Origin of the sequence: Vibrio sp. 1731 (assembly GCF_033339955.1) — a bacterium.
Lineage (GTDB): Bacteria > Pseudomonadota > Gammaproteobacteria > Enterobacterales > Vibrionaceae > Vibrio > Vibrio alginolyticus.
The window spans coordinates 39473-53261 of sequence record NZ_JAWOVO010000005.1; the positions used below are offsets into that span (position 1 = coordinate 39473).

The window sequence follows — 13789 nt, forward strand, 5'->3', positions numbered from 1 at the left end:
CGTATTATCAACCTAAGGTTGCAGCATACCAAGGCATAGATTGCCCTATGCCATCATAAATTCGGTAGCTTGGTGTATACCCCAATTTTTGTTGTGCTTTGCTAATATCCGCTTGAGAATGACGTACATCACCGACACGAAAATCCTGGTAGATAGGTTGACGATCATAAACAACGCTACAGTCAGCAAGGGAAACTTTCAACGTATCGAACAAAGTATTGAGACTAGTTCTATCACCAACAGCCACGTTATAAACCTCATCTTTATGGTCTTCATTCGCAGTTGCTGCTAATAGGTTCATTTGTACAACATTATCAATGTAACAAAAGTCTCGGCTTGTCTCGCCGTCACCATTAATATAGACATATTCATCATTAATCATCGCTGCTGTCCATTTTGGAATCACCGCAGCGTAAGATCCGTTTGGATCTTGCCTACGACCAAATACATTGAAGTAACGAAGGCCAATAGTCTTAAAACCGTAAGTACGTGCGTACACGCCTGCATACAACTCGTTTACATATTTGGTGACTGCATACGGAGAAAGCGGATTGCCAATATTTTCTTCGACTTTTGGTAGTGCTGGGTGGTCACCGTATGTCGAGCTACTCGCTGCATAGGTAAAACTGCTTACCTCCTCTTCTTTTGCAGCATCAAGCATATTTAAAAAGCCGGTGATATTCGCGGCATTTGTTGTTAGTGGGTCAGCGATAGAGCGAGGCACAGAACCGAGTGCAGCTTGGTGTAATACGTAGTCAACGCCTTTTACCGCTTGTTGGCACGTTTTCGGTTCGCGAATATCACCTTCAATAAAGGCAAAACGATCCCACTGAGCTTCTGTTACTAAGCTTTGGACTTCATCTAAGTTGTATTGGTGCCCAGTTGCGAAGTTATCTAGGCCGACTACAGTTTGATTCAGCTTAAGTAGTTTTTCGAGCAGATTTGAGCCAATAAAGCCCGCAACCCCCGTTACCAACCACGTTTTTGGTGATTCTAGTAACTCTTGTTGGATTTGTTCGTATTTGATCATTGTGTTTTCCGTATGGGGAAGGTCTAGGGTCTAGGGTCTAGGGTCTAGGGTCTAGGGTCAGGGAAACATAATCTCCCTTTTCTTCCCTAACAAAACCTTTCCGGATTTTAATCAAAGCGGTGATCATTGCTGCTATCTCTTTGCATTCTGCAACAATGACTAAGCCACTTTCTTTGTCGATGTAACCTATGTCTATACCAATATAGGTTTGCGTAAGGAGTTCACCTAACGAGCCTTTTGCGTAATAGAGAAACCTTGATTCTTCTTTCGCAGTTTCTCTTTCAAGACCTTCTGCGATATTAGAGGGAACAGATAAAGCTGATCGCGTTATTTGATCTTTAAATCCATAATCTTGGCAATCTCGCATGAGTTTATAGACGTTACTCGCCAAATGTGATGAACGCTTCCAAACGTCTAATTGCTCGAATTTCATGGTTCGGCTCTGAGGTTCTAGCTCCTAGCTCCTTATAGACGCATATCTACGCTTTCTTTATCTAGAACGTATTTCAGGTCGTACAACACGTGTTCTGGTTTACCCAAAGCACGAATTTTATCGACACCCATTTGTTTAAATTCGTTGTGAGAGACTGCCATGATGATCGCGTCATAATGGTCTTGCTTTTCTTCTTCACAAAGCGTTAAGCCGTATTCATGCTGCGCCTCGGCATTTGAACACCAAGGGTCCATGATATCGACGTTGATGTTGTACTCTTTTAGCTCAGAGATAATATCAACCACTTTGGTGTTACGAAGGTCTGGGCAGTTTTCTTTAAACGTTAAGCCCATAACAAGCACGTTTGAACCTTCTACATGAATACGTTTTTTCAGCATCTTTTTCACAAGCTGAGATACAACGTATTGGCCCATGCCATCGTTCAATCGGCGGCCCGCCAAAATCATTTCTGGGTGATAGCCTACCGCTTGCGCTTTGTGCGTTAGGTAGTACGGATCAACACCAATACAGTGGCCACCAACTAGACCTGGACGGAATGGTAAAAAGTTCCATTTCGTGCCCGCAGCTTCCAGTACTTCTAAAGTATCGATGCCAAGCTTGTTGAAGATGATTGATAGCTCATTGATCAAGGCGATGTTTACATCACGCTGAGTATTTTCGATGACTTTTGCAGCCTCTGCCACTTTAATTGTCGATGCTTTGTGCGTCCCCGCAGTGATGATTGATTTGTATAGTTGGTCGACAAATTCTGCGACTTCAGGTGTCGAGCCACTGGTGACTTTAAGAATGTTGGTTACACGGTGCTCTTTATCACCTGGGTTGATTCGCTCTGGTGAGTAACCAGCGAAAAAGTCTTGGTTAAATTTAAGACCAGAAACACGCTCAACAACCGGAATACAGTCTTCTTCTGTTGCTCCAGGGTATACGGTTGATTCATAGATGATGACATCACCTTGGCTAACAACGCTACCTAATGCTTCAGACGCTTTGATTAGTGGCGTCAAATCTGGCTGTTTATGCTCATCAATTGGGGTCGGCACAGTAACAATGTATACATTGCACTGCTTTAATTCTTGGAGGGATGATGTGTAAGAAAGGTACTTTGCTTCTGCTAACTCATTATCACTGCATTCTAATGTACTATCATGGCCAGTTGAGAGCTCATCAATACGTGATTGGTTGATATCAAAACCGATAGTTGGTGATTGTTTGCCAAATTCTACCGCAAGCGGTAATCCTACGTAACCTAAGCCAATAATGCCAACGTTTGCATTCGAAATATCAAATTGCATTTTAATAATTCCTTGGTTTTAATTCGAAGTTTATTCTTATCGGCCTCAGTTCTTTCGGTCTGAGGCCTTTTATATTCTTTTTAATTATTCTTATAGGGACTTGCGCACTGTTGTAATTAACGAGAGCACGGAAAAATCATGAACATCCCCGTCAATAAAGGCTTGCCAGAACCTTCAAAATGTACTCAGAATCCATCGCACACATCGCTCTTTTGTGTTTAATACTCGCTTTCAAAGTCGTTTCACTTTTCAGCATGTTCAAACACATCTGCCTGATCCTTGCAAAGTTCTCTGCACTTTCTTCCGCTCGTTTTCGGCAAGCATCTTCACCAAATGTTGTATCAAGGGACCAGTGCATCGACTCGACCAACCAATGTGAACGCGTTGCATTTAACAATTCTTTAGCACTTAAATTCTTCGAGCTAATGTAGTATCTCACCGTGATTTCTGACTCTTTCGCCACGGCTTCTTCTTGCCTCACAGAAACAACGATACCCATCGTTTTTAGCTCGGGCCAATCAAACTCTAGATCACCCAAAACACTTAAATCTGTGTTGGTTAATGCCAACCTAGTTTCTTGTCTGCCACGCGATTTTTCTTGTGTGCTATAAGAATCACCATCGTGTTTTTGTAGCATGCTCATATCGAAATAATTATCGAATGCTTGCTCTAAACGACCTTGATTACCTTTCACCGCTAATAAGTAATCTGCGTTTTTGTTTAGTATTTTTTTAGCGATTTTCTTCTGACATCCCATAGCATCAATAGTGACCAAACAGCCTGATATATCAAGCAGTTCGAGCAACTCTGGGATAGCGGTGATCTCGTTGCTTTTTTCGTAAACTTTATGCTGTCCGAGACTAACGCCATTTTCAGTAGCAAAAGCGTTCACCATGTGAATAGCACCCAGGCCGCGAGAGTCATCGTAAGAGCCCCTAGACATCGAAATGCATAAATGGGTGCTGGTTACTCATTGTTGGACCTCCAATTTGTCTATGGAGGTATTAGAAAACACTGAAAATGATCTACAAATCGATCATCGAACAATTGATTGTTATGTGATAACGCTAACTAGTTACGTTCAAAAATTGAGAGCTCAATACGTCATGAACCCTTTAAACATGGGCATGTTGATGATTTTTCCCTGTTAACGAGAGGCATACTTTAGCTATAATCGTTTTAATAGTCTCTGCACCAACGCAATTTATGTTCTGATCTTTTAGGAGTTATTACTTGAATACTCATAGTTATAATAACCATAACCATAAGAGCTTGAAGCTTTTTTCTCGATCGCGTTAAAGATAACGCCTTTTACCTTAATGCCTGACTGCTGGAATCGGTTGCGCGCAACATCTATTTCTTTTGCTGTATTTTCACCAAAGCGAGCGACCATTAAGGTCGTACCAGCAAAGGCACCGACAATACTTGGGTCAGTTACAGCTAGCACTGGTGGTGTATCGAAAATCACTAAGTCATAGTTTTGGCTTGCCCAATCAATTAACTCTTTCAGGCGAGGATGCATTAACAGCTCTGAAGGGTTTGGCGGTAACTGGCCGCGGGTGATCACATCTAAGTTTTCAACTGGAGTGGCTTTTACTGCCTGGTTGGTATCAATTTTACCGCTCAATATGTCCGACAGTCCGTTATTCGCACTGACTCCTAACGAGTTCTGTAAGTGGCCTTTGCGCATATCTGCATCGACAAGCAATACTTTTTGCCCAGTTTTCGCCGTCACTGCCGCAAAGTTGTTAGAAATAAATGACTTACCAATACCTGGTGCTGGGCCGGAGATCATAACTACATTATTTTTCGCTTCCATCATCGCAAAATGGAGGCTGGTGCGTAAACCACGTAGTGCTTCGATAGAAAGATCGGCAGGGTTAACCTCTGCCAGCAATGACTGCTCCTTGCTCTGCTTTTTACGCTTAGAGTTATTGGCGATTTCAAGTTGCAGCACCGATTTTGGCACGCTGGCGTATACGGCTAATCCGATTGCTTCAATCTGATCAGGAGATTCCACACCTCTATGAAGTGCAGCCTTAACCAGTACAAATGCCACACTCAGCATCCCGCCCATCAAAATAGCCAACACAACAATTTTCGGCTTTCTCGGTTTAATAGGTGCAGCATAAGCTTGTGCGCTATCGAGAATGCGTACATTACCCACCGTACCGGCTTTAACAATGCTTAACTCCTGCACTTTATTAAGCAGTTGAATATAAATTTGTTGGTTCACTTCAACATCACGTGTCATGCGCAGCACTTCACGTTGGGTTTTTGGTAACTTTTGAATTTGCTGGTTTAAACGTTCTTTTTCGTTTAACAAGGTTGCACGTTTATCCAATAGAGATTTGTAGGCAGGGTGGTCTGTGGTAAAGCGCTGGCTAATCTCGCTCTCTTTGAATGTCAGTTCATTCAACTGACCTTCAAGCTCGACCATAACACTCAGCTTTGACTTAGCTTCTAATCCTAAATCAATAGACTCGTTAGCCTGACGATATTGGTTGAGCGCATCTTCTGCTATCGTTAAGTTGTTCTTGATGTCAGGCAGACGCTCTTTTAGAAAAACCAAACTTTGTTCTGCTTCAGCCGATTGTCGTTCTACATTTTGTAGAAAGTAAGTTTGGCTAATATGATTGAGGATATTGGCAATTTGGCTGCGGTCTTCGCCAACAAAACTCAGTTGTAATATCCCGGTCTGCTTACCAAGTTCGCTAATAGAAAGATTTTGCGTTAGCCATCCAATAACACTTAAACGACTGCGTTTAGCAATATTAAACTCTTGCCCATCCTTTGAACGGATTGAGGTGATAAACAACTCGTAGCCATTGCTCTTAGCTAACTTACCGGCTTCTCCCTCTAGCACAACCTGTTCATCTTCACGAATTAACTGATAGGTTTGCTTTTCAGCGTCTGTTACCACTAAACGATGCTTTAATCCCATCGCAAGGTCAGGCGTTACATAACGGCTGACCGCTATCTGATTCACTTCGCCCGACATACGCGCTAAGCCTTTACCGATAACTGGGAAGTAATCAGGTGTAACAACGGTGGTTAAATTAAACTTATCAACCGTGTCGCCTAAAATCATACGTGATTTGATGATCTCAATTTCTGTCGTCGCAGAAGACTCTTGCGCGAAAAGCTCGCCCATGTCCCCAACTAAAGAGCCAATGCCTCCTGAGTTTTTAGACTCAATTTGCAGCAGCGCATCCGCTTTGTAAACAGGTGTGGATAACAGTGCGACAGCTCCCCCTCCGACAGCAAATAAAAAGGTGGTGACTAAAATGGTCCATTTCGCGTCTAACAAGATGCCAAACAGTTTGCCTAAGTCTACTACGTCTGAAGCGGCTTCTGTAGCGGGTCTTTGTTGTGGTGTTGTCATAATTGATGCTGATTCTTATGTTAAAACAATCGCCCCTAGTGGGGTAATTCGATAAGTAACTTGTGGGTTTCACTCGGGAAGTAAGCACAGAAGTGGACCCCAATGGTTGGACACATAAGCTAATTCCTTAAGTGGTTGATCCAGCTCATGCTGCGTATCTCTGCCTGCCGAAGTAGGCTTCATCAGGGGTAAGGTTATTGAGTCCCTGATGGTTACGCTCCTCATTATAAAACACCATGTAGTGACCGATTTCAAGCTCGGCTTCACGAGGTGTGGTATAAGCTTTTAAGTAAATCTCCTCATATTTCAGGCTTCGCCATAATCGTTCGATGAAAACATTGTCGATCCAACGACCTTTCCCATCCATGCTGATCCGTACATTATGGTCGATCAACTTCTGTGTGAACTCAGTGCTGGTAAACTGACTGCATTGATCTGAGTTGAAGATATCGGGTGGTCCGTAGTGCTTAAGCGCTTCTTCAAGAGCTTCGATACAAAAGCTAGTATCCATGGTGTTAGATAACCGCCAAGACAGCACCTTACGGCTATACCAATCGATGATGGCAACAAGGTAGAGGAACCCTTTAGCCATCGGGACATACGTGATATCGATTGCCCACGCTTGGTTGGGGTAAGTAACTTCGATGTCACGCAATAGGTAGGGATAAACCTTGTGTGCTTTGTTCGCCAGTGTCGTTTTTGGCTTGGGATAAATTGCTCCAATGCCCATTTCACGCATGATCCGAACGATACGCTTGCGATTAACCTTATGGCCTTTCTTAGCCAGCTCAGTTCGAACACGCCTACTGCCCATGAACGGATACTGAAGGTGAATTTCGTCAATCATACGACGCAATTCAATCTCCTCAGCAGAAAGTTCGATGGGCTGGTAATAAGCCGTAGAGCGAGCAATATTGAGAAGCTCGCACTGGCGCTTTATCGGTAGTTGGGTGGATTTATCCAGCGAACTCTTTCGCTGTGCTCGATCTAACGACCGAGCACTTTCGCCAAAAAATCATTTTCCATGGTCAATTGACCGATCTTAGCGTGGAGTTTGTCCACTTCTTCAGAATTGTCTTTGCCCAACTGACTTTCAGAGGCCAAGATCATGGCTGCATTTTCAAGCAGCTCTTTCTTCCATGTTGAGATCTGGTTGGGATGCAGGTTGTACTTCTGTGCTAACTCAGCGACAGTTTTATCACCTTTAGCGGCAGCCAATGCCACCTTAGCTTTAAATTCGGGAGAGTGGTTTCTGCGTTTTCTAGTCATAATCTGCTCCAGTATTTCTGGGTACTATCAAAACAGATCAATCACTTAAAGTCATGTCCGAAAATCGGGGACCACTTCTATTGCTTATGTATTGGACTCTTTCTCAAAAAACTTAGGAAATGTCTTCGCAAATTTAGGCTCAAAAGGCCCCTCCTTCACTTCAAGCAGAAGCGCTTTATCACTAATGCATTCAACGCTATGGATTTCATGAGGCTGGACCGTAACCATCATAGAATCTTGACCTTCACCTAGATATCTCGATGACAAAATCTCGCCACATTTAGAATAGTTGTCCACCCTAACAATGCCTTGCAAAACCGTGAACAACTCCCACTGATGCGGAAGCTCATGATAATGAGGCTCAACATAACTACCACAAACCATGGCGATAAGAAGGCGTTGCACCTTATCTTCATAACACGCATGTAAGTTAAGGTGAGATCGTCGCCTGGAAGACTTCTCTGCTTCTACAAATAACTCATCAAATCTAGATGTCAGTAGGTGATCCATGCGAGCTCCACTAATTTCGGCTTAAAGTAAGTTCTAGACTCTTAGCAATACTTTCCACAGAAAATTCAGCTTCCAGCAAGTCATATGCAGATGAGCCAATCGCTTGTCGAGTAGGTAAATCCATTAATTTCACTGCATTTTTAAATAGCGCTTCGTCTTCGCCATTGACCGTAATAAGACCGGCTTCATTGTTGTTTACAATATCCAGCAAGTCGTTGCCGGCATTAACGCTACCTAAAATAGGCAACGACTGAACCATGTAGCCTAAAAGTTTGCCGGGAAAGTTGTGCGCCGTATGGTTCGCAGCTAAAGAGAATAAACCAACGTCCATTTCAGCTAGAATTTCTTTGAATTCATTTTGATTCACGGATGGTAAATAAGAGAAATTAGTGAGATTCCAATCTGATGCCTGTTGATTTATCAATTCAACTTCATCCCCTTGACCGACGAACAGAAAATGTGCATCACGGTAGGGTTGCATCGCTTTGGCAAGTCGCATCAAATTGCCCATATCTTGAGCATGCCCTATGTTACCGCCATAGAAGAAAACGACCTTGTTTTGAAGACCTAACTTTCTTTTATACCTCCCTTCTTCTCGGCTCTCATGAGGCTCAAGAGACGCCCAATTACGCAATATCTCAGTTGGATATCGACCACCTGTCAAATCATTGAACAACTCTAGATTCTTGTCAGACATTAAGCCAATCGTATCTGCTTGCTGATAAGATTTAGCTTCAAAGAATCGAAAATAACGCTCAATGGCAGAACCTTGCTTCACCATTCCAGCATCAATAACCCATTGAGGGAATAAGTCTCTTAAAATTAAGTACGAAGGGCACTGACAACGGCTCTTTATTTTTTTAACCAAATTCCCAAAAAAAATGGAAGGCGAATAGTAAATGACTCCATCAAAGGTGTCTGGTGCAATATTATTGGATATTGCACTCCAGGCTTTGGTCGATAATAGCGTTTCGTTTATTGCCCTTTTGACTTTACCAACATCCTTGATAGCGCCACTCGAAAAGCGCCAAACAGTTACACCATCATACTCGGAAATTTCTAACTGAGATTTTTGCTCTACGCCTGGTGCAATCACTGTCACTTGATGCCCCATAAGTACAAATTGCTTTGCTAACTCATGAAACATTTTGGCTGCCACACGTGTGCTGTGTGGCAGGTAGTCATCAATAATTAACGCTAAGTGCATTACTGTTTTTTCCAAACAACGCGGTTAACATAGTCGGTGTAGCTTAGAATTGTACGAAGTACCTTGTCAGAAACATTTGGTGCAATATAGTCAGCGACTTTGTTCAACAAACGATCTTCGCCTCTTGGTTGATCACCTAATATTTCAATCGCTTGTAGAATTCGCTCTACACTCATCCCTGTAAACATCGCAGCCCCCTCTTCAAACCCTTCAGGTCGTTCTTGAGCTTCACGGATGTTGATAGCAGGGAAGTTTAAAATCGAAGACTCTTCCGTAATCGTACCGCTATCACTTAAAACGACTTTCGCTTCTTTCTGCAGGCGAATGTAATCGCTGAAACCTAGCGGCTTCATCAGGCGAACTAAAGGATGGAACTCTAGATTTAGTAGCTCAATCTTCTTACGCGTTCTTGGGTGAGTTGAAACGATGATAGGCAGATTATACTTTTCAGCAATCGTATTCAGCGCTAACACATAGTTATTAATGTTGCGCTCAGAATCCACGTTCTCTTCACGATGCACACTCACCAAGAAGTAACCTTCAGTGGTCAGTTCTAGGCGACTTAAAACATCTGACTGTGCAATTTTTTCCTCGTAGTGATTCAATACTTCATCCATCGGGCTGCCCGTTTTAACGATAAAGTCAGGGCTAATCCCTTCACGCAATAGATAATCACGTGCAATATCACTGTAAGGCAGGTTCACATCAGAGATGTGATCAACAATCTTACGGTTAATTTCTTCTGGAACGCGTAAATCGAAACAACGGTTACCCGCTTCCATATGGAAGATAGGGATCTTTTTACGCTTTGCTGAAATTGCAGAAAGGGCACTGTTGGTATCACCCAAAATCAATACGGCTTCAGGCTTGATTTCTTCAAAAAGCTTATCTGATTTACTGATAACCTGAGCCATCGTTTCAGCTGCAGTCCCACCCGCACATTCTAGGAAGACATCAGGAGAGCGGATACCCAGATCATCAAAAAAGATTTGGTTCAGTTCATAGTCATAGTTTTGACCTGTATGAACTAAGGTGTGATCCGTATATTCATCCAACTTAGCAATGGTTCTTGATAGGCGAATAATCTCTGGGCGAGTGCCAACGACGGTTACTACTTTTAATTTATTCATTGCTGTATCTCTTGCGGTAATCTGTGTGCATAAAGGCGACCAACTCATCCCAATTAGGTACTACGAACCCAGTCTCTTCACGGAACTTCGTTGAATTAAGTGAACGGTCCATCACAAAGTCTTCAAATTTCTCAATTTTAATCTGCTTGCTATAAACATCTGCAACTTTCGAGAGCAAAGAAAATTTATCGATAGAGTCTACCGATAATTGGTACAGGCCGGACAACGATGGGTTGGGCAGTACATAATCTGCTAGTACTTTGGCAATATAAGCGGTTGGAAGACCTGAGAATACGGCCTTCGAGAAACCTTTTACAGAACCTTCTTGGCTTAAGAACCAATCAATGAGGCTCACAGAAGATTTTAGCTCATGGCCTATGATTGAAGTACGCAGAGTCACATGTTTACCATAATCCACTTCACCGAGGCATTTTGATTTGCCATACAAATCCGTTGCAGTAGGTAAATCAGACTCTAAGTAATTACCCGTCTTACCATCGAAAACACAGTCCGTTGAAAAGTGGACTAAACGTGCTTGGATAGAATCACACAGAAGTGCAATTTTATGGGGAAGCAAAGCATTGATTTCGATAGCTTCAACGTGCTGCTTAGAAACATCATACTGCTTGATGAGGCCAATACAGTTGATGACAACGTCAGGTTTAACACCTAAAACTGCTTTTTCTAACGTGGCGAAATCTTTCACGTCAACATTAGGAATCAGTTTATCTGTTGATGGGAAGAAGTGCTCTACCCCATTTACGCTTCGAACTGTGCCATACACGTCGAGGTTTGATAATTCTGATAAATTTGAAAAGATGCTATAACCCAACATCCCTGTCGCCCCAATAACAAGAACTTTCACGTTATACACCTTCTGGAACAGTAATGTTACCCGCTTCAATTTCACGGATGAAATCTAGCTTCCTTAACAACAGCTTCATTCCTTCAACATCGAGCCGCTCAGTATTATGAGAGTTATAATCTTCGATTTTAGAAAGATCTTTCTCACCTTCCTCAAAATACTTTGAGTAGTTTAAGTCACGATTATCAGCAGGGATACGGTAGTATACGCCTTGATCCTGTGCAACAAACATCTCCTCGCGACTACATAAAGCTTCATATTGTTTCTCACCATGACGAGTACCAATGATGTTAACTTCGTGGTCTGGTTTATCAAGAATTTCAAGCAGGGCTTGTACTAAGACTTCAATCGTCGCAGCAGGAGCTTTTTGCACAAAAATATCACCGTTTGAGCCATTTTCAAACGCATATAGAACTAGATCCACTGCATCATCTAGCGTCATCATAAAACGCGTCATATTTGGTTCAGTAATCGTAATCGGCTCACCGTTAACAACCTGGCGAATAAACAAAGGAATCACAGAACCACGAGAAGCCATAACGTTACCGTAACGGGTGCCACAAACCGTCGTATTGGTGTGTTCTAAATTACGACTCTTCGCAACAATCACCTTTTCCATCATCGCTTTAGAAATGCCCATTGCGTTGATCGGGTATACCGCTTTATCTGTACTTAAACATACAACACGTTCAACGCCATGATTGATCGCTGCTTCGAGCACATTCTCTGTGCCGAGAACGTTCGTTTTAACGGCTTCTAAAGGATAAAACTCACAAGAGGGGACTTGCTTCAACGCAGCAGCATGATACACATAATCAACACCGCGCATAGCATTTGAAACACTTTGGTAGTCACGGACATCACCAATGTAAAACTTCAGCTTATCAGATTGAAAGAGTTTACGCATATCGTCTTGTTTCTTCTCGTCACGAGAAAATATACGAATCTCATTTATTTCTGTATTTAAAAACCGGCGTAACACAGCGTTACCAAAAGAGCCAGTTCCGCCAGTGATAAGTAAAACTTTATTATTAAACATATGTATTACACCTTGGTTCTAAATAAGTATGAGAATGTATCGGTAGCTGTTTGCTTCCAACAGAAATCATTGGCACGCTTCTCTGACAATAATGACAACTGTTTAAATAAGTCTTGGGATTCTAGCTTACAAACAGCCTCCCTAAAGCTATCTTCATTATACGGGTCGAAGAGTAGCGCTGAGTGTCCCGCAAATTCTGGCATGGGCTGAATATTTGAACATATAACTGGTCTCTTAGAAGCTAACTTTTCTAAAAGGATATTAGGGCAACACTCACAAGACGAGCCAAATATCAATGCTTTGGCAGATTGATAAAACTTGGGCAATTTATCATATTCAACTTGCCCCAAATATATAACTTCATTATTTTTGCACACAGACTCAATATATCCAATCAAATCACGTCCATAATTATTATATACTGGACCAACTAAGACAAGTGGTTCTGTGACTAATTTATCTTTATGAAGATTAATCCAGTAATTGACAATTTCTTTCTGTGCCTTATATACATCCAATATTGATACGTACAAGTAGTATTTATACTCCTGAACATTTGGAGCAGTCAGTTCTTCATTTGACCTTTCTTTAAAAAGAGGATTTATACCATGATAAATTAGAGTTGACTTTTCCAGCACTGAAGGCAGTTGTTCTGCCACAACATTTCTAGAGTAATGAGATATAAACACTACACCATCTGAAAGTTTATATGATATAAAATATAGCCATTTTAGCGTAAAAAGTTTAAACCTAACATATGATAAAAATGGAAACCTTTTCCTTTCATTTTTATCAAATGGCAACATATTTCGCAATGCCGTATACATTTTACAATGAGAAATTGACTTAGTTAGCATAAGCCCACCTGGAGCATAATATGAATCAATTTCTTTTCTTCTCAGATACACTGGGATATAAAACACCTCCCATAATGTTCTAAATATAATATTTCGAGATGCAAAATTAGAAACAACAACACTCACTTTGTCACTCTCAAAAGATTCAAATACAGTTTTATTTTTTTTTCCTACGAAAAGGATGATATGGTGATTAAAGTCACTTGAACCATACTCTTTGAGAAGATTTTTTAAATATGTCTGGCCGCCACCTCTAAGGGCACTCAATGCATTTATTGCAAGTTTCACTTTAACATCCTAATAACTTTAGCAGGCACACCACCAACAATAACATTCTCATCAACATCTTTTGCAACGACACTACCAGCCGCAACAATTGAGCCAGTTTTTATTCTAACTCCTGGTAAGATTATCGCTCCAGCACCAATCCATACATTATTTTCTACAATAATATCTTTGGAATAATGCTGTTTTTTGCAGGGGAATAGCTCTAAGTCTAAGCCACCGGTAATCAATTGAACTCGATAAGAGACTGTAACATTGTCACCAATATAAACTTTTGCTGCTTGACAGGATTGTATGATAACGCCCTGGTTTAATACTGAATGACTCCCAATAGAGATATTATTCGGTCCATGTATTATAACACCTCTATCAATAACAACATTCTTTCCTATTCTGTGTAATCTGATGTGCCAAAATATAAGAATCAGGCGTCTATAAAAGCCATTTAACTTTGAAATCATCTGCA

The 13789-nt window shown here is 41.6% G+C and carries 12 protein-coding genes and 1 pseudogene; all 13 read right to left on the reverse strand.

Features of this window, described 5'->3' with window-relative positions:
- Positions 1-7: 7 nt before the first annotated feature.
- The 13 genes and pseudogenes from R7035_RS07510 to R7035_RS07570 all read right to left on the reverse strand — a co-directional run bounded on the left by R7035_RS07510 (position 8) and on the right by R7035_RS07570 (position 13784).
- Complete coding sequence (locus R7035_RS07510; RefSeq protein WP_262602475.1) at positions 8-1030, reverse strand: NAD-dependent epimerase/dehydratase family protein; 1023 nt, start codon at positions 1028-1030, stop codon at positions 8-10.
- Between the two features lie 37 nt (positions 1031-1067).
- Positions 1068-1463: a four helix bundle protein gene (locus R7035_RS07515; RefSeq protein WP_262602474.1), complete on the reverse strand. Its 396-nt coding sequence runs from the start codon at positions 1461-1463 to the stop codon at positions 1068-1070.
- A 32-nt stretch (positions 1464-1495) separates the two neighbouring features.
- Positions 1496-2776: a Vi polysaccharide biosynthesis UDP-N-acetylglucosamine C-6 dehydrogenase TviB gene (tviB, locus tag R7035_RS07520; RefSeq protein ID WP_262602473.1), complete on the reverse strand. Its 1281-nt coding sequence runs from the start codon at positions 2774-2776 to the stop codon at positions 1496-1498.
- Between the two features lie 151 nt (positions 2777-2927).
- Positions 2928-3713: pseudogene (locus tag R7035_RS07525) on the reverse strand (ISAs1 family transposase); the annotation flags it as partial.
- A 282-nt stretch (positions 3714-3995) separates the two neighbouring features.
- Positions 3996-6161 (reverse strand): polysaccharide biosynthesis tyrosine autokinase, encoded by a 2166-nt coding sequence (locus R7035_RS07530; RefSeq protein WP_262602472.1) that lies wholly within the window; start codon positions 6159-6161, stop codon positions 3996-3998.
- A gap of 145 nt (positions 6162-6306) precedes the next feature.
- A protein-coding gene (locus R7035_RS07535; protein WP_262602471.1) for an IS3 family transposase occupies positions 6307-7430 on the reverse strand; the annotation gives its coding sequence in 2 pieces (ribosomal slippage) (positions 6307-7178 and positions 7178-7430; 1125 coding nt in all).
- A gap of 84 nt (positions 7431-7514) precedes the next feature.
- Positions 7515-7940, reverse strand: a complete 426-nt coding sequence (locus R7035_RS07540) for a WbuC family cupin fold metalloprotein (protein ID WP_262602470.1) — start codon at positions 7938-7940, stop codon at positions 7515-7517.
- Between the two features lie 10 nt (positions 7941-7950).
- Complete coding sequence (locus R7035_RS07545; protein ID WP_262602469.1) at positions 7951-9147, reverse strand: glycosyltransferase family 4 protein; 1197 nt, start codon at positions 9145-9147, stop codon at positions 7951-7953.
- Entirely contained in the window at positions 9147-10277 is a 1131-nt protein-coding gene (wecB, locus tag R7035_RS07550; RefSeq protein ID WP_262602468.1) for a non-hydrolyzing UDP-N-acetylglucosamine 2-epimerase, read from the reverse strand. The genes R7035_RS07545 and wecB overlap by 1 nt, the downstream gene beginning before the upstream one ends.
- Entirely contained in the window at positions 10270-11142 is an 873-nt protein-coding gene (locus R7035_RS07555) for a dTDP-4-dehydrorhamnose reductase family protein (RefSeq protein WP_262602467.1), read from the reverse strand. Before R7035_RS07555 ends, wecB begins: the two co-directional genes overlap by 8 nt.
- A gap of 1 nt (position 11143) precedes the next feature.
- Entirely contained in the window at positions 11144-12181 is a 1038-nt protein-coding gene (locus R7035_RS07560; RefSeq protein WP_262602466.1) for a polysaccharide biosynthesis protein, read from the reverse strand.
- 5 nt (positions 12182-12186) lie between these two features.
- Complete coding sequence (locus R7035_RS07565) at positions 12187-13326, reverse strand: glycosyltransferase family 4 protein (protein WP_262602465.1); 1140 nt, start codon at positions 13324-13326, stop codon at positions 12187-12189.
- Entirely contained in the window at positions 13323-13784 is a 462-nt protein-coding gene (locus R7035_RS07570; protein ID WP_318146048.1) for an acyltransferase, read from the reverse strand. Before R7035_RS07570 ends, R7035_RS07565 begins: the two co-directional genes overlap by 4 nt.
- Positions 13785-13789: the final 5 nt, after the last annotated feature.